Raw genomic sequence first — 20,088 nt, forward strand, 5'->3', positions numbered from 1 at the left:
GCAAATGGTTATGGCCTTAAGTCAGGTGTCTATTCTGGAAAATAACGTGGAGCGCTATTGATGGAATTTCCAATAATTAATTAAGTAGATTTAAAAATGTTATAAAAACATATAGGTAGGTAATAGAATTATTTTGACAGTAAAATTAAAATAAGGATGTTACAGGTATTGAGAGTCTGGAAGAAATTACAAATAAAAGAAGATTCGGAAATTGATTTGATTTCTGAATCTTCTTTTTTGTGTACATGAATTTAAAATGTCTTTGTTAGTTATTGAAAATTAGAAATAGAGTTGTTTTCAATAGAAGAGAAAGTTATTCTTTAAGAAACTGATGAACTTACTTTTTCAAGTTAATAAAAATAAGTGATTTTCTAATTTTAAAATGTTGATATATCAGTCTTTTCTTAGTGTTCCCCATATACATGGGGATCTTCAATTAAAAAAAGATGCCTATGTCAAAACACTGAATGCTTTGATATGGGCGTCTTTTATTGTGTAATGTGTCGTTGATGGAAAATACCGAAACCTTTAATTGCGAGGCTAGAGATACCAACTGACATGACAGCTAGTAGGAAGGAAATTAAATCGTTTAAAGCAAAGTTTCCTAAACAAACTAATCCATCAATAATGAATAAACTAATATATTTATCAACACCGAAATTCTTGTGGATGATCATTGGAGGAACTGTTGTCCCACCACTAGACATGTTGAGAGTATAAAGGATAGCTAAACCAATTCCAAAAATGATACTTCCTACTATAATAGAGATTACTCGATTATTAGGAATCAAATTGTAAACAGGTGTGATATATAACAAGAGGGGAAGCATGAAACTTCCGATTGCTAATTTAACGGTAGTTTGTCGATCTAAATGTATGTAAGCCAGTACTAACATCACAATATTTATGAAAAGAACCGAGATGAATGTTGGGATTTTCCACCCTGCCTGTAGCAAAATAGCGATACCTGTAGCACCGCCAGCCGCTATACTATGCGGTTCGAAGAACATATTAAGACTAAATGCGATAAGTTCCAAAGCAACTAACATTATTAGTAGTTTTGCGGACGTTCTCTTTTTATTCTTCATATATGTACTATATCATGAAGATAGAGCCATTAGCAATAAAAGTACTCAATACCTAAAAAATAAAATAAATAATTATATTTCATAAGTATTACTAAAATTACATTCTGGCCTTAAATTGTAACTTTGTGGTTGCTGTCATGTAATACTGGGCTGTTAGTATAGCACCATAGCAAATGAGAGCTAAACAAATTTAAAAATTAAGGATGTAATTAATTCATGAAAAAAGTTTTATCTATCGCTTTATTAAGTACAGTAGTATTAGCAGGAGTATTCACTTCAACAAATACTGCTCAAGCCGCAGTTTCAACTGGTAACAACCAAGTTAAAGTTGAAAAGGGTGACTCTTATAAGAACATTGCTGAAGCTAACGGAATTAGTATTTCCGCACTTGAACAAGCAAACGGCCGTGAAGTTGGCGGATTTGACTTGATTTTCCCAGGAGATGTTATTACATTACCTGGTTCAACAGCAACAACTACAACTGATAATACAAATACACAAGCATCACAAAATGTATTACCAACAACACAAACATCAACAGATACTACTACACAAGCATCAAATGATACACAAAATACTGATACTACAACAACACAAGATACAAGTGCTCAACAAGCAACTACACAAAACACAACGGATAGTTCACAAGCTACAACACAAGCTGCTTCTACACAAACAACAAGTACAACATCATCAACAGCTAGTGGTACATTTAAAATTAGTTTCTATGATCCATCTGTTTTAGGTTCAAATATGGGTTACGGTGGTGTCGCTGCTAATCTTTTAGTATTCCCTAAGGGTACACAATTAAAGATTACTTTAGCAGACGGAACAGTATTGTACAGAACTGTAAATGATACAGGAACATTCGCTAATTCAAACTCACAACAATTAGATGTTGCTATGCCTAGTTCATCAATTCCTTCATATGGTGTAACTACAGCTTCAGTTGAAGTAATTTCTTAATTACTAAAAAATATAAAGACAATTGCAGAAGTCTCTCTATTAATTTAGAGGGACTTTTTTAATAAATGTTTAATTTTTCTAATATTATTTAGTGTTAGAAAATAAATTTATAATTTTTTTATTCTTAAAAAAATATAGTTTATTCGTTATAAAAGTTGTCACGGTAGACTTGATCAAAGGTTGTAAAACGGGCATTTTACTAAATGCCATGTTATAAATGACACTTGGCATGAAAACATAAAATTAGAAAATTAACTGAAAAAACTTATTTTTATTGATTGACAATTTAAAAATTAGATTGTATTATCAAATCATCAATTAACAAAAGACATTTATTAAACAAAGTGATCGGGGGAAGTAATTCAACCTCGTTAGTACAGAAAACCTCTATTTGCTGAGATGAGGGCGACGACTTGAATGAAAATGACCCGTGATTGGTGCGCTGAATCCTTTCGGATAAAGATGCAATGGTTGGTACCCTTTACAGTACACGCGTATAGAAATTTTGTACGTTGTTAAGGGGATAAGTGTAAATTTATTCCGAATTAGAATGGTACCGCGCAATAGCCGCTTCTAAACATGAACATAGTCTGTTCATGTTTGGAAGTGGCTTTTTTGTTTTTATAGATATTTTTGGTTAGTTAAGAAACAAGTAAGGTGGGAAAAAAATGAGTAAATTTAAGAATTTGGGTAAGGTAATCCTATTAGCTTTTACAGCATTATTTATTTTCGTATTAGCTGGTTGTGGTAACCAAAATAAGGAACAAACAGTTAAAGTCGGAATCAATCCTTCAGATGCTGCAATTTGGAAAGTGGTAAAGAAAAATGTAAAGAGTGAAGGTATCAACTTAAAGGTCGTTGAGTTTAATGATTACAATCAACCTAACACGGCTTTGGTCCAAGGGGAAGTTGATATCAACGCTTACCAACACACATTCTTCTTAAATTCATGGAATAAAGCACATCATTCAGATCTAGTATCAATTGGTAAAACAGTTATTCAACCAATGTCTCTATATTCACACAAGATCACAAAGCTTAGTCAATTGAAGAACGGTGCTAAGATCGCCATTCCTAACGATGCTTCTAATGAAGCCCGTGCATTACAATTGCTAGAAGCTAATGGACTTTTGAAACTTGATAGTGGTGTTAAATTACCATCAACAAAGAACATCAAAGAAAACAAATTGAATTTGAAGTTCACAACACTTGATGCTGCACAAACAGCTCGTTCATTGGATGATGTTGATGCCGCAATCGTTAATGGTAATGTTGCTAGTGATGCCAAACTTGATCCATCAAAGGCTGTTGTAACTGAAAAAGTTAATAAGAAGTCACAACCTTGGATCAATATCATTGTTACTCAAAAGAAGAACAAGGATAACAAGACTTACAAGAAAGTCGTTAAAGCATTCCAAACGAAATCAGTTGCTAAAGAAATCAAGAAGGTTTACGGCGAAAGTGCTGTACCAGCTTGGAATAAGTAAAATGTTTTAAAAATTTGAGGAGGTTTTCATATGTCAAAATTATCAGATCCATTAATTCAGAAGTCGATTGAAGATTTAAAGCAATATATCGCACTACCATCCGTTTCAGCAAAGAATCAATCTATTACTGAGACAGCCGAATTCCTTAAGAATTTACTACAAGACTTTGGAGCAGATGCAACAGTTTGGGATGAATATGAATATCCAGTTGTTTTCGCCGAAATTAAACCTAAGAAGCCAAGTGATACCACAATTCTTATTTACAATCATTACGATGTTCAACCGGAAGAACCAGTAGAACTTTGGAATTCAGATCCGTTTGAATTAAAGATCACTGATGACAAGTTCATTGGACGTGGAGTTTCTGATTGTAAAGCTGATTTGATCAGTCGAATTACTGCTTTGAAGATTTATCGTCAAGAACATGGTGATTTACCTTGCAACATTAAGTTCTTAGTTGAAGGACAAGAAGAAGTTGCTAGTCGTCACTTAGAAGACTATTTGAAGAAATATTCAGACAAACTATCTGCTGATTTGATAATTTGGGAATCAGGATACAAGAATGAAAAAGAACAATTTAATTTCACTGGTGGTAATAAAGGGGTTCTATGTTTTGAATTAGAAGCTACTTCTGCCAATATTGATCTTCATTCATCATTTGCCGCTGTAGTTGATTCAGCTACATGGAGATTAGCTCAAGCATTAGATGCTTTGAGAACTCCAGAAGGTGATATTAAGATTCCTGGTTTCTACGATGATGTTGTTGAACCTTCTCAAAGAGAAATTGATTTAGTTAATAAAGCTACTACACCTGATTTGAAATCTAAGTGGGACTTACAAGTACCATTATTGAAGAACAAATCAGTTAATTACAATTTGACATTTAATCCTACTATTAATATAGAAGGAATTAGCAGTGGCTGGGAAGGCGAAGGAGTAAAAACTGTTACTCCTAAAGCTGCCAAGGCTAAATTGGAATTCAGATTGGTACCTAATCAAGATCCACATGATCTTTTTGATAAGTTAACTAAATATTTGAATGATCAAGGTTTTAAAGATATTAAAGTTAAATATCTATTGGGTGAAAAAGGCTATCGTTGGGATCTAGACAGTCCAATTGTTAATAAGTTAATTGGAACTGCTGAAGACTTCTTTGGAGGGGCTGATAAGGTTGAAGCATTACCATCAAGTCCTGGTACTGGTCCAATGTACTTATTAAATGAATATACTCACGCTTCAATTGTTTCAACTGGTGTAAGTTATTCTAAGGCTGGCAATCATGCCCCTAACGAAAATATTAGAATTAAAGATTACCTAGACTTCATTGATTTCTTTGATCAATTCTTAGGTAAATTAAGGGAGTAATTATTATATGGCAGAACAAAATGGGATAATTCAGCTAAAAGATATTGATGTTACTTTTCATAATGAAGGCAAAACAATTGAAGCTGTGAAAGACGTTTCGATTAACGTTAACAAAGGTGATGTGTTTGGTGTTATTGGATACTCTGGTGCCGGAAAAAGTACTTTGGTTCGTGTAATTAATTTATTACAAAAACCAACTTCAGGAACAGTTGTAGTTAATGACCAAAACTTAACACAATTGAGTGCTAAGGATTTACGTAAGGCACGTCGTAATATTGGAATGATTTTCCAACACTTTAATTTGATGAATTCATTAACTGTTTATGGAAATGTTGATTTTCCATTACGTGATTCAGGACTAAGTAAAGCTGAACGTAAACAAAAAATTGATAAATTATTGGATATTGTTGGTCTATCTGATCGTGCTAAGAACTATCCATCACAGCTATCAGGTGGTCAAAAACAACGTGTTGCGATTGCTCGTGCTTTAGCAAATGATCCCGAAATTTTGATTTCAGATGAAGCTACTAGTGCTCTAGATCCAAAAACTACCACTGAAATTTTGAATCTACTAGGACGTTTGAATGAAGAATTAGGTATCACAATCGTTATCATCACACATGAAATGGATGCTATCAAACAAGTATGTAATCGTGTTGCAGTTATGGAAAATGGTGAATTGATTGAAGAAGGCAGTTTGCTATCAATCTTCGGTAACCCTAAGCAACAACTTACAAAAGATTTTGTTAATACATCTACTCATATTGGTTCAGTTCTTGATGAAATTAGAGATAGTGGAATTGTTGATAAACTTTCCGGTCGTCTGATCGAATTGAATTATATCGGTGATTCAACTAATGAACCAATTGTTGTTGAACTTTATAAACGTTTCCAAGTTGAAGCTAACATTCTTTTCAGTAATATTGAAAGATTACAAAGTACCACAGTTGGAATTATGTTATTCGCTTTGACAGGAGACGATGACAAAGTTGAACAAGCTATTCAATACTTAAATAGTTTAAAAGTTAATGTTAAAGAAATATCTTTAAAGAAAGAGGGCGAATAATTCATGGCAGATTTAGTAAATAAATTTCTTCCTAACGTTGTAGCTAATTGGGAAGGTGACAATGGTTTCGTAATAGCCATTTGGCAAACACTTTATATGACATTTGTCAGTGCATTATTTGCTGGAATTATCGGAATTATCTTAGGAATTCTGCTAGTTGTAACAGCTGATGATGGAATTACTCCACATAAGACTTTTTATACTTGCTTAGACAAGTTGGTTAACCTATTCAGATCAATACCATTTATTATTCTATTGGCTGTTATTGGACCATTTACAAAGTTGATTGTTGGTCAAACAATTGGACCTACTGGTGCTTTAGTACCGTTAGTTATCGGAACAGCACCATTCTTTGCTAGACAAGTTCAATTAGCTCTAGTTGAAGTTGATCACGGTGTGATTGAAGCTGCTGAAGCAATCGGTCTTTCACCAATTAAAATTATTTTTAGAGTTTACTTGCGCGAAGGTCTACCAGAATTGATCCGTTCAGGAACTCTAACAATTATCAGTTTGATTGGTTTAACTGCCATGGCCGGTGCTGTTGGTGGTGGTGGTCTTGGTAACATGGCCATTTCTGTCGGTTATCAAAGATTTGAAAATGATGTAACTATTGTATCTATGTTATTTATCTTAGTTTTAGTGTTTGTTATTCAAGGACTTGGCGATTTTGCCGTCCGTAAACTTGAACATTAGATAACAAGTTGATCGGAAAAGTAACTTATTGAATTTTGTACAGAAAGCCTCAGGTGCTGAGATGAGGACAAAGCAGTAAGTGAAAATGATCCGTGATTGGTATCCCTGAATTTTTTAAGGGGTGATGGCCGGTACCCATTATCGTACACGCATGCAATGCATGTTATTAAGGAAAGCAGATGTGAATTTGCTTTTAAAATAGAATGGTACCGCGCAAAAGGCGCTTCTATCTTAGACAAATGATGTCTAGTTAGGAGCGCCTTTTTGTATATAGGGATTTAAATATGAGGAGGAGTTTCATTATGAAAAAAAATAAAATTAAAGCTATATTTTTGTTAGTTGTTGCCACATTCAGTTTGTTTTTGTTGGCAGGTTGTGGAAGTAATTCTTCAGCCAGTTCAACTAAAGAAAAGACTGTAAAAATAGGTATTACAGGGTCTGATGATGAAGTGTTAAAAGCTGTTGCTAAGAAAGTTAAAAAAGAGGGTATCAACATTAAAATTGTTGAATTCTCAGATTACAGTCAACCAAATACAGCCTTGGATCAAGGGGAAATTGATTTGAATGCCTTCCAAACAGTTATTTTCCAAAATGACTGGAACAAGAAACATAAGACACATATCGTTTCAATCGGTTCAACCGTAATTGCCCCAATGGCTCTATATTCAAAGAAGATCAAGAAAGTTAGCCAAATCAAGAATGGTGATAAAATTGCCGTTGCCAACGATGCCACAAATGAAGCCCGTGGATTAACATTACTAGAAAGTGCCGGCTTGATTAAGTTGGATAACGCCAAAGTTCCTGGTTTAAAAGATATTACAGAAAATAAATTGAATCTAAAGATCACACCATTAGATGCTGCCCAAACAGCTAAGTCAATGGATGACGTTACAGCATCAGTAGTTAATAGTGGAGTTGCTAACGATTCAAAACTAGATCCTAAGACAGCCGTTTATAGAGAAAAAATCACAGCCAAATCAAAACCATATGTAAATGTTATTTCAGCTAATAAGAAAGACAAAGATAATCCTACATACAAGAAGATTGTTAAAGCATATCAATCAAAAGATATTGCCAAAGTTATTAAGAATGAATTCCACGGATATGAACAACCAGCTTGGAATTATAAAGTATTGAATTAGAGGGTGGAGAATGACGGTTAGATTCTGAGCATTTGCCTAAGAACTGGAATTATCCGCCGTACCTGCGGATGATTTCAGCTCTGTAGCAAAGCACAGGAATCTGTCATTCGGAACCCGTTTTAAATTAGAGGGTGGAGCAGGCCTGCTTAGATTCTGAGCATTTGCAGGACTTTGCGAATTGGCTGCGGGGCAGACAGTTTGTGAAGTCAGGCAAAGCACAGGAATCTGGCCTGTGGAACCCGTTTGCTGCATACTTGAGGATAAAAATAAATACCACAATCCCCAAAGACCAAAATTATCAAATTACCGAGTATCAAAAGAGAGGGCTCCAAACTACCACCAAAGAATAGAACAACTACCACACCAAAAAACGTCTAGAATAATTTCTAGGCGTTTTTTGTAACGAAAGATAACACATTTCACAAAATTTATTTTAAAATGGAGATAACAAGTAAAGCAAAGTCAGGGATATATATGAAAGATTTAGGGACGGTTATTAAAGAACTGCGAAAAGATAAGAAACTTACACAAAAAGAATTAGCAGAGGGTATTTGTGCTCAATCGATGTTGTCAGCTATTGAAAATAACGTTTATGTTCCTAATGCTAATTTATTGATCAAGTTAGCTACTAAACTGGAAGTAAGTTTGGATCAAGTTAGTTTGGCAACTAATTTTCCTATCAGTTCAAAATACAATTTTAATGATAAAGTGGATGACCTTTGTAATAATCATCAGTATCAGGAATTATATGATTTTTTGATGCAGGATAAGGTTTTAGATAATTTAAAAACCAGTTTACAAATGCAAGCTTATTACTATTATTTAGGGGTAGCACAGATACAGACTAATGCTATTTCTGAGGCTAAGCAGTCGTTGAATTTGTCGCTGGCAGAGGTCAATCCTAAACATCCCAATACTTTAGGACGTCTGGCTTATATGGCTATTGGTTATGTTCATAGTCTGGAAAATCAAAAAGATTTAGCGGAGGAATATATTAATAAAGCCTTTAGAAATTGGGATGAATTTTCTTATGAGGAAAATCAAAATGCTCTTTATTATTTAGCTGCATTGATTTACTTCAAATTAAATGATTATCAAGATTCGACTGCCTATATAGCTGACGGAATTGGTTTTATTGCAAAACACAATTCTCACTATATGTTGGCTAATTGTTATTTTCTGTTGGCTCGTTTGGCATTGGTAGCTCACAACGATGATGAACGTCTGGAAGCTAATAGACGTAAGGATTTGTTTACAGAACTATACGGTGAAAATATTTTTGAAGAATTTTAAAATATCAGAATACTGATTTTTAATTAGAGACCAAATTTCGTAAGATGACTCCATAAATTAGATAGGGGATGCTCTTATGAAAAAATTATTTACTAATAGTATTGAAATCAACTCTAATCTTAAAACGGTGACGGATATTTTGGTGAATGCTTTTACCTTGGCTAAATGGAATTATGCCATTTCAGAAGTTACTGAAGTGAGTGTTAACGAATTTGCAATTCATCGAGATGAACCTGCTATAAATCAAGATGAAATTATGACTGTTGAACAAAATGATAATGAAGTAGCTTATGTAAGTAAAGGCGGAAAACTAGAATATCAATTAACTTTTCAGACTTTTCAAACTAACAATCATGTATTAGTAACAGAGAACTTTTACATCTTGAATGACTTTAGTTTGCCGGAAACTTTAATTTTACCAATTACTAAAAGAGCCTTTAACCAGAATTTGAAAGCATTGAAAAAAATGATTGAAGTATGAAAAAAGCGTGGTCACTTTTGAGTGATTACGCTTTTTGTGGTTGATATTTTCCGTGAATAACGACCTTCATCCCTGAAGGAACATTTTCATAGATCCATTTACAGTCGGGAACAGATAGGTGGACACATCCATGAGATGAAGGTTCTCTACCTAAAGTCTTGGCGATTGATTTAACATAAGTTCCTTGTTCATCGGTTGGTGTTGTGTGGAAAAGGTATTCACCATGATTCAAAAAGGAAACGTAGTAGTATGCTCCTAATTTCAAAGGTGCTGTGTAGAAGAAATCACCACGCTCGTTTTGAATATGGTAAGTTCCTCTAGGAGTCGTATCATGCTTACCGGTTGATGAGTACATCTCATATAGATTGGTTTTGCCGTCTTTAATGTAAACACGTTGAGTCGTGATATCGACATCAATCCAGGCTTTAGGATATTTGTATAGATCTGGATATTCTTTTTTTTCGGAAGCACTGTTATATTTGAAATTTTCTAACTTCACCATATGTTTATCATCTTTAACATTTAATGGCGAAGGAGTTTTTTTCTTTAATTTCTTCTTAGCCTGCTTTTTTTTGATGACTTGTTGTTGAGCCTCAGCCTGATTTTTTTTAGCTGAAGTATCTGAAACATGCCAAACAATTATTCCCAATATTAAAACTGAAAGTGCGGATAAAACAATAGTATAAATTTTCCTACGATTCATTAAAAATTTCCCCAAACGTATATAATTATATTTATATTATACATGGCTTGTAGAAAAAAGCACTGTAACTAAGTAATACTTTTATGTGACATAATTGTAAGTTTTATGTAAGCAATTTAAATGTACTTATTTTTGAGAATAGATTAAGATGAATTTAACATAACAAAGGGGGAAAGCAATTATGCATATTCCAATTAAACGTTCCAACAATGATAGAGTACTTGCCGGAGTAATCGGTGGATTAGCTGAGCATTTCCAATGGAATTCAACCATTGCTAGAGTATTATGGGTTATTTTAGCTTTGACACCTTTACCAGGAATTATCGGTTATTTAGTACTCTGGTTACTAATGGAAAATCCAGAAGATTAAATTAAAGGGGGAGAGTACAGTGCATATTCCAGTTAAAAGATCTAAAGATAATCAAATATTAGGTGGAGTCATTGCCGGATTTTGTGAGAATTTCGATTGGAATCCAGCAATTGGTCGAGTGTTGTATGTTATTTTAGCCTTGACCCCAGGTTTCCCAGGAATCATTGTTTATTTAATACTTTGGATGATAATGGAAAAACCAGATATGAATTAAAAGAAAAGCTCAGTTTAGTAATCATCTGTGATGATCGCTTTACTGAGCCTTTTTATGTAAAACTAATAAACGGAAACTTTCTTTTTATCCCTGCCAAGACGTTCAAACCTTACAACACCGGCTTTTAAAGCAAAAAGTGTATCATCACTGCCGCGGCCAACGTTAGTTCCGGGATGAATCTTGGTACCTCGTTGACGGTAGAGGATAGATCCAGCCTTTACTCTTTGACCATCAGCCCTTTTTGCTCCAAGTCTACGGCCAGCTGAATTACGGCCGTTGGTAGTAGAACCTCCACCTTTATGATGGGCAAAAAATTGTAAATTCATTTTTAACATAATATTTCTCCTCGTATTTTAATAATCTCTTTGATTGGTAGAACGCAAAATCACTTCATTTATGCCAACGTTATCAGGAGTATTGATGGCATAAATAACGGCATTTGCTACATCCTCAGCTTTTAGACCAGTTTCTTGTTCACTCTTTAAGACGTCGGCTTTTAACTTTTTATCACTAATGGTAGAAGCCAATCCAGTTTGAGAATGTCCGGGTGAAATCAAAGTTGATTTGATACCATTACCGACTTCTTCCACACGTAGACCTTCCATGATAGTTCGCATAGCAAATTTGGTGCCAGAATAGACAGCAGAACCGGCTCCTACGAAATGACCTGCTACGGAATCAGTTGTGATAATGTGACCATTGTGTTGTTTTTCCATGATTGGCAAAACATATTTAATGCCATATAGGGCACCTTTTAAATTAACATCAATCATTCTTTCCCATTCATTTGATTTACCATCTCGGAGTAGTGAGACGGGCATCAATCCGGCATTATTAAATAGAACATCAATTTTATGAAAATTGGTAATGGTGAAGTTAACTAAGTCTTTAATATCAGATTCTTGAGTAACATCGGTAACTTTATAAATGGCTTTAATTTTGAATTTTTTTGCCAACTCATTTGTAAGTTCTTGTAGTTTCGTTTCGTTTCTGGCTGCTAGAACTAGTTGTGCACCATTCTCAGCCAATTTAGTGGCAGTGGCTTTTCCTATACCACTTGAAGCACCAGTAATAATAATAGTTTTACCTTGAATATTTTCCATAATTAATTATTTGAGACCTATAACCTTTCGATTGATATACTGTTAAGTTAGTAACGATATTTAATATCATAAATCATTGTCAAAATTATTCTAGAACGCACTTTAAAGTGGGTTATTTACCTGCAGGTAAGTGTTGAGGGAGGGAAAATTGTGGTAAAAAAAGAAAATGAATTTACCAATGGTGCTTTATTGGCGCTGAACGTGATGGGAAATAAGTGGAAACCATTAATAATTTGTCATTTACTGGATGGACCTTTGCGAACGTTGGAATTACAGCGACGTGTAAAAGGTATATCTGCGAAGGTAATGGTTGAACAATTAAAACAGTTAGAAGCAGATAAAATTATTACTCGAAAAGTATTCAATGAGATACCTCCACATGTTGAGTATTCATTGACACCTGACGGTTATTCCTTGGCAAAGGTTCTAGGGTCAATGTCTTATTGGGGAGAACAACAGGCCCAACGTTTAAATGAGAACGGACAAAAGATTAAATTGGAATATACAGATCATCAAAAATGGACAGATTCAAAATAAATTTCTCCATTAAAAAAAGGCCACTAATCCGTTTTAGGACTAGTGGTCTTCATGTTCATAAAATCTGATTATTTTTCAAGGCTTAGTACGTCTGCAATGGTGTTGAGAACACCATCATGATCATTGTCGGTTACAGAAATCATGTCAGCTTCTGCTTGAATGTGTTTACCACTATTCTTCATGGCAACACCGATACCAGATTCTTGTAACATTTCCAAGTCATTACCGTTATCGCCAAAAGAAATGACATTTTCAGTAGAAATATTGTAGTAATCACACAACTCCTTGATACCAGTGGCTTTGTTGATGTGAGCACTGATGATATCAATACTACCAAAGCCACTTACGGCGGCGTGAATACTGTCTCCATAATTATCGTTAATATATTTGACTGTGGGGTCGAGTTCTTCATCGTCAATTCGAATATTCATTTTGAAAATTTTATCGTCGATGTCATTCATATTATCAAGTCGGACAAGGTTATTGATGTAATAATCATTGGTCTGTGGGGAATCTGCATTGACGTAAGTTCCATTTTCACCGGAGAAACAAAGACTGATAATATTTAAGTTACTATTCAATTCTTTATCAATATCAAATAATTCATCATTGTTCAAAGTGTCTTCGTAAATAGTTTTACCGTCAACTAGAATTTGAGCACCATTTTCAGCCACGATAGCATCGATATTTTCAGTTTGTTGGAAAATCTGTTCGAGGTGACTATAACTATTACCACTGGCTACGGAAAATTTAATATTTTGTTGATGCAATTGGTTAATATAATTATTTAAGCGCTGGATATTGTATTCGTGATTAGAATCAAAAAGTGTTCCATCTATATCTGTTGCAATTAATTTTATATTCTTCAAATTAAATTCTCCTAAGTAAGTTTATTTATAATTTATTATAAACTAACTGAATATAAAAATAAAAATGCATCTATTTATTCAAACTTAATTGTAACTAGATACTGACTAATGTAACTGAAATATGCCGTCGTCCGTAAAAAATCTGTGGGCCGCTGGAACGTGGTGGACGCGACTTCAAGCTAATAATTCCGCACTTTGTGCGAAATTATGGATCTCGAAGTTCGGTCTCTTACTAACCTTGCTAAGCAAGCTAAGTAAAATTCACCACTGAGGGCCCACAGATTTTTTACTACCGATTAGTTCCTTGATTCTAATATTAAGACATAGTTCCAAAAGAAAGACCTCCATCAAGAACTCATATACCTTGAGCGCTTGATGGAGGTCATTAAGTTTATAGCGATTACTTAGCAAAGTGAAAGGAACAACAAGAAGAAATTGGATATAAAGTAATACTTTTATCGTGAATAGATACATTATTTAATTTGTTTTTTTATTTTGAGATTTATTAATTAAATCATTCATTCCATTATTCATTAGTTCATCTTCTTTTTGTCCAGTCAGATCATGAGTACCGTTATCGGTAGTTGGCGGTACCTCAGATTCTCGGCGGTATTTGCCATCGGAGTCTTGAAAGAAGGTACTCTTTTCAACATAAGTTGCACTCCAAGATTTTCCCTGAGTTCCGTTTACTCCTTTAGGAATTTTGGTAAGTCCCACTGCCATTTTTTCGCCAGCTCTAGGTAAGCGAGTAAACTCTAAGGTGATAATTTCATTAGGATCTTTATCATCAGAGGGTTTAAGGTTGTGGGCGGCTGCATCTTCTTTTCTAGTAATATTTCCACCCATGATTTCTATTGGAATGGTTTTATGCAGCTTTTTACTGTCACCTTTTAAAACTTTATCGACTCTCAAGCTCACAGTGGTATAAGGGAAGTTATCAGAAACATGACTTTTGAGTCCGACTACTTTACCAACAACCACTAATTCAGATTTGTTAATCAATTTTGGAAAAGTCGAAGGGTATTCACCAACAAAACATGATTCTCCACCTGCTTTTGTAATTTTGTGACTATAGAATGCATCGTTGATCTTTTTTGCTTCGGTTTTACTTATTTTTTGGGGAGAAATGTTTTCTTTAACATTAGAAATCTTTTTTTCGTGAGTAATATTATTGGCCTTGTTGTTAATGTAATACGTAGTGAAACCGCCTAATAATAAAACTATTATAGCAACGATTAATGTTACTGTTTTCTTCAAAATCAGTACCCCTCGTTTTTATTTTTGGATGTATCGCGGAATATTGAAATCCATTTCGTCTTCAGATTAACTTATTTAAAAGGTCAACAGAAGTCAATGTTGGAAAATTTGATTAGATTTATATTATTTATTTAAATATATAGTCTGTACTGTCAAGCATTAATTTTTGGTGCCAGATCGGCTATATATTTTTTATATAAATATATAAAGAAAGCTGCTGTTATACTCTTTGTGAAAAGAGGTCGGAGTCATGAAAAAAATTATTATTGCAACTTTAACAGCATTGTTAACAATTTTGGGAACTAATAATTTGGTGTCGGCTGAAACAATTTATACTAGTATGCCAGATCAAAATGACGATTATTATCAACCATTCTATGATTCTTTGAAGAAATTTAATTATGATTTTTCACGAAAAATGAATAAAGGTGATTCTTTTTCTGTTTTGAAATTCTATTATCCTGATATTTGGTTACGGGATGTTGCTCCGGTCATTACGACAAAGATGGTGAAATTTAAATATTCGCCTAGTTATTTAAAAAAGTGTGATAGTAGATATTTGAATAATCGCTTTAAAAAATTTTTAAAAGGAAGATACAAATATAGTCAATCCAGCTTAGTTTTGGACGGTGGAAATGTTCAGTGGGATGGCGATCAAACTGTAGTACTGACCAAAAAAGTATTTCAGGATAATCCCGATTGGACCAAGACCGAAATAACTTCAGAATTGAAAGATAAATTAAAGGTGAGACGAGTAGTCTACATTTCGACTGAACCTGGAGACGTTTTAGGACATAGCGATGGGATGGTAAAATTCATTAGTCCGAATAAAATGTTCATCAATGATTTCAGTTATGAACCTGGATTCTTACAAAAAATTGAACGACAGATAAAAAAACAGATTCCTGAAATGAAATTTATCGTGTTGCCGTCGGCCTATACGAGCAAGGGACAATACGACTCTAAGATAGCTTCGGCCAAGGGGTTATACATTAATATGCTGGAAACCGATCACACAATTTATTTTCCCATGTATGGACTTAAGCGGGATCATTCGGTTCTAAAAATGGTTCAAGCTCAAACTAATAAACCAGTAGTTCCCGTCAAAGTAGGAAATATATCGGTGCTTGGTGGCTCACTTCACTGTTTAACTTGGAATGTACCCAATAAATTTAAAAATTAGCTAGCGTAAGCATCGCTACTTTTTTCAAAACTTTTACTCCTCTCATTCCTTGTAGATAATTGTAGAGAAGTTCTATTTATTTTTTGTATACTTGTTTCAAATATTTCGGAAAATAAAAACGGCATCCATTTAGAAACGTAAGAAACATACGCTTATTCTAAATAGATGCCATTATTTTTAATCAAACTTACGAAGAATATAATTTACAGCAAAGGCAAGAACCAGTTAGCCCAGATCCAACTCAAAGGCATAATGATAACCATCGCGGGAATCATATCTGCTATTGGGAACATCTTGAGTTTTACCATTCTGAAACCAGTTGCCAGCATTAGAAAACCACCACAAGCTTTGAAATCAAGAATCATATTTGGCGTTGTGAGTGGGAAAATGAAACGTGCTAGTAAGAATAAAATATAGAAGAGAATAAATTGTGGAATAGCAATAATAGAAACTACGTAACCTAAGTTGCAGGCAAAGATAGCAGCTGTAAAGAAGTCCAAAACAGATTTAGAAATCAAAATAGTTGTGTCACCAGTCATCCCATTATCCAAACTTCCGTAAATACCAGTACCGCTGGCACAGAAGAGTACAATCACGGTAACTAAAGTATTGACGAAATCTTCATGGGACATTTCTGTCTTAGAATTAGGGAATAATTTTGAAATAGGCTTCTGCATTTCAACAGCACCTTTATTGATCCATTGACCCAAATGCATCCACAAACCTATTCCAGTTCCGATTACTAAAGCAAAGATAACAGCAGGCATATATTTCATCGGTGCGATTGAATAGATACCCATTCCCATCGAACAAACACCGAAAATCAAGGTAATATCATTTTTGAATTGTTCACTAAATTTATCACCTAAGAACCCGCCAAGTAAGCCACCCAATAAGACTGAAGCAGCATTGATAATAACACCAGTTGGCATAGTCGTAATACCCCTTTCAAATACTTAACTATTTCCAACTTTAGGATTTAGTAGGGCAATGAACAATTCAAAAACTGTGATATAGTATTCTAAAATGGAATGGGAGGCATGAGGAATGGATTTGCAAAAGCTCAAAATTTTTGTCGATTTGTCAAAAACACTGAATTATACTGATACGGCTGAGAATCTTTTTACCACTCAAGGCAATATTTCTAAACAGGTCATGGCATTAGAAAAGGAACTTGGTGTATCATTGTTCAAGCGTGCCCATCGCAAAATTGAAATGACGCAACAAGGCGAAATTGTTTTACCTTATGCGAAGAAGATTTTATTGGACTATAACGAATTAAGTAATAAGTTAAACGACTTTCAGGCAGCTAAAAATTTGACAATTGAAATGCACACCATTCCAACAATGCCTAGTTATCAGAGTTTTACTTTAATAACACAATTTTTACAGAAACATCCTGAAGTGCATATGCAGCTACGAGAAGAGGAAAGCTACAATTTATTTACTTCATTGAAATCAGGTAAGTGTGAAATAATTTTTGCTCGAACTTTTGATTTTGATGATTCTGATTTAGAAAGAATTATCACTGAAGAGGACAAATTTGTAGCGGTTCTACCTAAAAAGCATCCTTTGGCAAAATCGGAAAAACTCACTATTTCTCAGTTGAAGAATGATCCGTTTTTGATTTTAGGAAAATCGACTAACTTATATGATCCAGTTATAAAACTTTGCCGTCAGGCTCACTTCACGCCAAGAATTGCGTATGAAGGAACCAGAGTCGATTTAATTATGCAGATGGTCCAAAACAATATGGGAATTTCCATTATGATGCAAAAGACAGCTCAGAACTTTGACAGTGAAGAGTTCTCGATTGTTCCATTGACAACGAATATTGCTAATGAATTATGTTTTATCCGAGTTAAGGGTGAACATTCTAGTGCTAATAATCTCTTTTGGAAATATATCCAAACAAATTTAAAAGTTTTACAAGCTAAGTAGAAGTATTGGGGGACGACAATATCCAAGATTTATCAACAACTGAAATAATTAATTTGATGGAATCAAATTTGAAAATGAAATTTTCAAATGAACAGATTGCTATATTGAATAATGATTTTATGAGACCACTATTAGTCAACGCTTGTGCCGGTTCAGGTAAGACGACTATTTTTATTTTGATGGCTTTGATTGCGATAGCTGAAGGTAAGACGGAACCCAATGAAATTTTAGGAATTACTTTTTCACACAAATCTAAAATTGACATGGGCCAACGTTATCAAAATTTTGTTGACCAGTTGCAGGGTAGTGGACTGAATTTATCCAGTGGCAAGCCGAAATTTACCACTTTTCACGCATTGTTTTATCAATTATTACGGCAGAATCCTGAATATCGTAGTGCAAAGGTTTTAACATCTTATCGCTACTTTATTCGAGACTTATCGGATCAGATCAAACATCCTAGTAATATTATTACCAAAGATGAGATGTTGTCAGAAATGTTCGATTTGAATGATTATTTGATCAATCAAGATTTGACTAGTGACGGTGTATTACCTAATGAGTGCGTCGGCAAACCTTTGAGTGAAGCGGTTAAAGTTATGGGTCAATACTCAAGACAAAATCACAACGAAACTTTTTTTGAAGATTATATTGATGTGATTAAAAAATATCAGGAATTAAAGCATAGTAATGGCTATATTGACTTTAACGATATGAAGCTTTTGTTATTAAAGAGTATGCAGGTGCCAGAATATTTGCAGTATTATCAACAGATTATGGCCCGTTTTAAGATTGCGGTTATTGATGAGTTTCAGGATATTGACAACTTACAGTGGAAAATCATTTCACAATTATTGAGTCCAGAAACGATGCAACATTTGATTGTTATCGGGGATGATGATCAGAGTATTTATTCATTCAGAGGTAGTAATCCACAATTCATTTTGAACTATAAGAAACTTTTACCACAGGCTCAAAAGAAAAATTTATCAACGAATTATCGGACCGGTGAGAAAATTTTGAAAAGAGTTATTCCACTGATTAAAAAGAATCATGTTCGTTTGGATAAGGATTTATTGTCTGGCAAGAAGGATATGGGAAAGTTTATTCTTTATAGTACGAAGAAGTCAGGTTTTAGTGGTGATTCCAAGATGTTACGTCGTCTGGTCAAACAAATTAATGATCCTAAAATTAACAACGATGATATTGCTATTTTGGTTCGTTACAATTCTTCAAGAATGTTGCTGGCTGATTGGTTGGCTAATCAAAAGATTTATGCGGATATCAATAATATTGGAGCTATCTTACAGAATAATATTGTCTATCGAATTGTGACTGAATTAATGAGATCTTTGTGGCAGGACAAGTTTTCCTACTTCAGCAATCAGGCCAATCGTATTGGTTTCAGAGCTTATAAAGATCACACTGAAAAAGTTCAGGCCCAAGCTGAAGCTGAATTTGAAACTTTGAGTCAGTATTTTAAGGGTGCTGAGAAGTACAATGCGACGACTAACACACCTTATAAACGGACTGATGAGCGAGTTAAAGTCTATTTCAATAGTGTTCAACGTTTTAAAAAACAGATGGAACAGTCAGACAATGAAGCTACGAAGCAAAAATTGTCGCAGAGTTTGATTAAAGATTTGTATAAGGCCACGACTAAATTAACTGACAGATATTTTGATTACATGGAAGAAAAGAATTTCATGTCGAAAAATGAAGTTAACGATATTAAGAAGTATTTGTTGGAAGAGTTAGAGAAGTATCCTAATATTGATGATTTCTTTAGTGCAGAGGAAAATAAAAAAGAGATTCTTACGAGTCGAGTTGAGCAAGGCAAACAGGATAATCGTATCCAATTTTTGTCATTGCATCAGGCAAAGGGATTGGAATTCAAGTATGTTTATCTCTATGGATTAACGGATAAAGAAGTTGATCGTAACAGTAAAATTTTGAATAGTTGGTTCCCACCTGAAATGCCAATGGATAAGTTTGTACAGAAATGGAAAATAGTTTATAATCACGATTTTAAATATTTGGAGAATGCCTTGAAGACAGCTCACGTTGAAAAATATCGTGATATTACCAATAACAATGCTTTCAACCCAATTAATTTGGATAAGACTTTGAATAAAAATAAAGAATTCAAAATGTTCTACACAATGTACAATGAGATTGAGAATTATTCGGCTTTCATTGAAGAAGAACGTCGTCTTCTGTATGTTGGTGTCACTAGAGCCCAGAAGGAATTAAATTTAAGAATTGCACCAGATTCCAATCCTTTGGTGTTTGAATTGGAACTACCTAAGAAAAAAGATAAAAAGTAAATT

The 20,088-nt window shown here is 34.1% G+C and carries 21 protein-coding genes and 1 other annotated feature; of the genes, 14 read left to right on the top strand and 7 right to left on the bottom strand.

Annotated features, from left to right (window positions below):
• Positions 1-488: 488 nt before the first annotated feature.
• Positions 489-1,088 (bottom strand): YitT family protein, encoded by a 600-nt coding sequence (locus LKACC16343_RS11280; protein ID WP_082604498.1) that lies wholly within the window; start codon positions 1,086-1,088, stop codon positions 489-491.
• A 216-nt stretch (positions 1,089-1,304) separates the two neighbouring features.
• Between LKACC16343_RS11280 and LKACC16343_RS11285 the strand changes: the two genes are divergently transcribed.
• The 8 genes from LKACC16343_RS11285 (at position 1,305) to LKACC16343_RS11325 (ending at position 9,581) form a co-directional block, all read left to right on the top strand.
• On the top strand, positions 1,305-2,054 hold the full coding sequence (locus LKACC16343_RS11285) for a LysM peptidoglycan-binding domain-containing protein (RefSeq protein WP_056951729.1): 750 nt from the start codon (positions 1,305-1,307) through the stop codon (positions 2,052-2,054).
• 668 nt (positions 2,055-2,722) lie between these two features.
• Entirely contained in the window at positions 2,723-3,541 is an 819-nt protein-coding gene (locus LKACC16343_RS11290; RefSeq protein WP_054643280.1) for a MetQ/NlpA family ABC transporter substrate-binding protein, read from the top strand.
• Between the two features lie 30 nt (positions 3,542-3,571).
• The gene (locus tag LKACC16343_RS11295; protein ID WP_056951731.1) at positions 3,572-4,906 is read left to right on the top strand and encodes a M20/M25/M40 family metallo-hydrolase; all 1,335 of its coding nucleotides are present in this window, start codon (positions 3,572-3,574) and stop codon (positions 4,904-4,906) included.
• A 7-nt stretch (positions 4,907-4,913) separates the two neighbouring features.
• Positions 4,914-5,972, top strand: a complete 1,059-nt coding sequence (locus LKACC16343_RS11300) for a methionine ABC transporter ATP-binding protein (RefSeq protein ID WP_056951733.1) — start codon at positions 4,914-4,916, stop codon at positions 5,970-5,972.
• 3 nt (positions 5,973-5,975) lie between these two features.
• Positions 5,976-6,665, top strand: a complete 690-nt coding sequence (locus LKACC16343_RS11305) for a methionine ABC transporter permease (protein WP_056951735.1) — start codon at positions 5,976-5,978, stop codon at positions 6,663-6,665.
• Positions 6,665-6,896: a binding site (T-box leader), on the top strand. It overlaps the preceding gene by 1 nt.
• A gap of 86 nt (positions 6,897-6,982) precedes the next feature.
• The gene (locus LKACC16343_RS11310; protein WP_411762956.1) at positions 6,983-7,807 is read left to right on the top strand and encodes a MetQ/NlpA family ABC transporter substrate-binding protein; all 825 of its coding nucleotides are present in this window, start codon (positions 6,983-6,985) and stop codon (positions 7,805-7,807) included.
• Positions 7,808-8,281: 474 nt separating this feature from the next.
• A complete protein-coding gene (locus LKACC16343_RS11320) occupies positions 8,282-9,100 on the top strand; it encodes a helix-turn-helix domain-containing protein (RefSeq protein WP_056951741.1) in 819 nt (272 codons plus the stop codon).
• Positions 9,101-9,176: 76 nt separating this feature from the next.
• Positions 9,177-9,581 (top strand): hypothetical protein, encoded by a 405-nt coding sequence (locus LKACC16343_RS11325; protein WP_056951744.1) that lies wholly within the window; start codon positions 9,177-9,179, stop codon positions 9,579-9,581.
• A 25-nt stretch (positions 9,582-9,606) separates the two neighbouring features.
• Here LKACC16343_RS11325 and LKACC16343_RS11330 read toward each other — a convergent pair whose 3' ends face one another.
• Positions 9,607-10,284, bottom strand: coding sequence for a L,D-transpeptidase (locus LKACC16343_RS11330; protein WP_056951746.1), 678 nt, complete (start codon positions 10,282-10,284; stop codon positions 9,607-9,609).
• Positions 10,285-10,465: 181 nt separating this feature from the next.
• Here LKACC16343_RS11330 and LKACC16343_RS11335 point away from each other — a divergent pair, with 181 nt between their 5' ends.
• The gene (locus tag LKACC16343_RS11335; protein ID WP_056951748.1) at positions 10,466-10,654 is read left to right on the top strand and encodes a PspC domain-containing protein; all 189 of its coding nucleotides are present in this window, start codon (positions 10,466-10,468) and stop codon (positions 10,652-10,654) included.
• Positions 10,655-10,673: 19 nt separating this feature from the next.
• A complete protein-coding gene (locus tag LKACC16343_RS11340) occupies positions 10,674-10,868 on the top strand; it encodes a PspC domain-containing protein (protein ID WP_056951750.1) in 195 nt (64 codons plus the stop codon).
• Between the two features lie 62 nt (positions 10,869-10,930).
• On the opposite strand, the gene rpmA is transcribed toward LKACC16343_RS11340, so the two are convergent.
• Both rpmA and LKACC16343_RS11350 read right to left on the bottom strand, forming a co-directional pair.
• The gene (gene rpmA / locus LKACC16343_RS11345; RefSeq protein ID WP_056951752.1) at positions 10,931-11,203 is read right to left on the bottom strand and encodes a 50S ribosomal protein L27; all 273 of its coding nucleotides are present in this window, start codon (positions 11,201-11,203) and stop codon (positions 10,931-10,933) included.
• Between the two features lie 18 nt (positions 11,204-11,221).
• Positions 11,222-11,971 carry an SDR family oxidoreductase gene (locus tag LKACC16343_RS11350; RefSeq protein ID WP_056951754.1) on the bottom strand — a complete coding sequence of 250 codons (750 nt, stop codon included), beginning with the start codon at positions 11,969-11,971 and terminating at the stop codon, positions 11,222-11,224.
• Positions 11,972-12,121: 150 nt separating this feature from the next.
• Between LKACC16343_RS11350 and LKACC16343_RS11355 the strand changes: the two genes are divergently transcribed.
• Positions 12,122-12,508 carry a winged helix-turn-helix transcriptional regulator gene (locus LKACC16343_RS11355; protein WP_082604500.1) on the top strand — a complete coding sequence of 129 codons (387 nt, stop codon included), beginning with the start codon at positions 12,122-12,124 and terminating at the stop codon, positions 12,506-12,508.
• A gap of 68 nt (positions 12,509-12,576) precedes the next feature.
• On the opposite strand, the gene LKACC16343_RS11360 is transcribed toward LKACC16343_RS11355, so the two are convergent.
• Both LKACC16343_RS11360 and LKACC16343_RS11365 read right to left on the bottom strand, forming a co-directional pair.
• The gene (locus LKACC16343_RS11360; RefSeq protein ID WP_056951757.1) at positions 12,577-13,377 is read right to left on the bottom strand and encodes a Cof-type HAD-IIB family hydrolase; all 801 of its coding nucleotides are present in this window, start codon (positions 13,375-13,377) and stop codon (positions 12,577-12,579) included.
• 477 nt (positions 13,378-13,854) lie between these two features.
• A complete protein-coding gene (locus LKACC16343_RS11365) occupies positions 13,855-14,634 on the bottom strand; it encodes a hypothetical protein (RefSeq protein ID WP_056951759.1) in 780 nt (259 codons plus the stop codon).
• Between the two features lie 250 nt (positions 14,635-14,884).
• On the opposite strand from LKACC16343_RS11365, the gene LKACC16343_RS11370 reads away from it, so the two are divergent.
• Positions 14,885-15,817 (top strand): agmatine deiminase family protein, encoded by a 933-nt coding sequence (locus LKACC16343_RS11370; RefSeq protein ID WP_082604501.1) that lies wholly within the window; start codon positions 14,885-14,887, stop codon positions 15,815-15,817.
• Positions 15,818-16,020: 203 nt separating this feature from the next.
• Here LKACC16343_RS11370 and LKACC16343_RS11375 read toward each other — a convergent pair whose 3' ends face one another.
• Positions 16,021-16,749, bottom strand: coding sequence for a DUF554 domain-containing protein (locus LKACC16343_RS11375; RefSeq protein ID WP_056951760.1), 729 nt, complete (start codon positions 16,747-16,749; stop codon positions 16,021-16,023).
• Positions 16,750-16,864: 115 nt separating this feature from the next.
• On the opposite strand from LKACC16343_RS11375, the gene LKACC16343_RS11380 reads away from it, so the two are divergent.
• Entirely contained in the window at positions 16,865-17,758 is an 894-nt protein-coding gene (locus LKACC16343_RS11380) for a LysR family transcriptional regulator (RefSeq protein ID WP_056951762.1), read from the top strand.
• Between the two features lie 74 nt (positions 17,759-17,832).
• On the top strand, positions 17,833-20,085 hold the full coding sequence (locus tag LKACC16343_RS11385) for a UvrD-helicase domain-containing protein (protein ID WP_234032523.1): 2,253 nt from the start codon (positions 17,833-17,835) through the stop codon (positions 20,083-20,085).
• The last annotated feature ends 3 nt before the right edge of the window (positions 20,086-20,088 follow it).

The organism is Companilactobacillus bobalius, from assembly GCF_002179915.1.
In the GTDB taxonomy this organism is placed as follows: domain Bacteria; phylum Bacillota; class Bacilli; order Lactobacillales; family Lactobacillaceae; genus Companilactobacillus; species Companilactobacillus bobalius.

Bases quoted from the DNA above. Each gene is read 5' to 3' on its own strand.
- LKACC16343_RS11375 (WP_056951760.1), bottom strand. From the start codon at position 16,749: ATGCCAACTGGTGTTATTATCAATGCTGCTTCAGTCTTATTGGGTGGC.
- LKACC16343_RS11335 (WP_056951748.1), top strand. From the start codon at position 10,466: ATGCATATTCCAATTAAACGTTCCAACAATGATAGAGTACTTGCCGGA.
- LKACC16343_RS11350 (WP_056951754.1), bottom strand. From the start codon at position 11,971: ATGGAAAATATTCAAGGTAAAACTATTATTATTACTGGTGCTTCAAGT.
- LKACC16343_RS11330 (WP_056951746.1), bottom strand. From the start codon at position 10,284: ATGAATCGTAGGAAAATTTATACTATTGTTTTATCCGCACTTTCAGTT.
- rpmA (WP_056951752.1), bottom strand. From the start codon at position 11,203: ATGTTAAAAATGAATTTACAATTTTTTGCCCATCATAAAGGTGGAGGT.
- LKACC16343_RS11305 (WP_056951735.1), top strand. From the start codon at position 5,976: ATGGCAGATTTAGTAAATAAATTTCTTCCTAACGTTGTAGCTAATTGG.
- LKACC16343_RS11285 (WP_056951729.1), top strand. From the start codon at position 1,305: ATGAAAAAAGTTTTATCTATCGCTTTATTAAGTACAGTAGTATTAGCA.
- LKACC16343_RS11295 (WP_056951731.1), top strand. From the start codon at position 3,572: ATGTCAAAATTATCAGATCCATTAATTCAGAAGTCGATTGAAGATTTA.
- LKACC16343_RS11385 (WP_234032523.1), top strand. From the start codon at position 17,833: ATGAAATTTTCAAATGAACAGATTGCTATATTGAATAATGATTTTATG.
- LKACC16343_RS11320 (WP_056951741.1), top strand. From the start codon at position 8,282: ATGAAAGATTTAGGGACGGTTATTAAAGAACTGCGAAAAGATAAGAAA.
- LKACC16343_RS11370 (WP_082604501.1), top strand. From the start codon at position 14,885: ATGAAAAAAATTATTATTGCAACTTTAACAGCATTGTTAACAATTTTG.
- LKACC16343_RS11300 (WP_056951733.1), top strand. From the start codon at position 4,914: ATGGCAGAACAAAATGGGATAATTCAGCTAAAAGATATTGATGTTACT.
- LKACC16343_RS11290 (WP_054643280.1), top strand. From the start codon at position 2,723: ATGAGTAAATTTAAGAATTTGGGTAAGGTAATCCTATTAGCTTTTACA.
- LKACC16343_RS11280 (WP_082604498.1), bottom strand. From the start codon at position 1,088: ATGAAGAATAAAAAGAGAACGTCCGCAAAACTACTAATAATGTTAGTT.
- LKACC16343_RS11325 (WP_056951744.1), top strand. From the start codon at position 9,177: ATGAAAAAATTATTTACTAATAGTATTGAAATCAACTCTAATCTTAAA.
- LKACC16343_RS11380 (WP_056951762.1), top strand. From the start codon at position 16,865: ATGGATTTGCAAAAGCTCAAAATTTTTGTCGATTTGTCAAAAACACTG.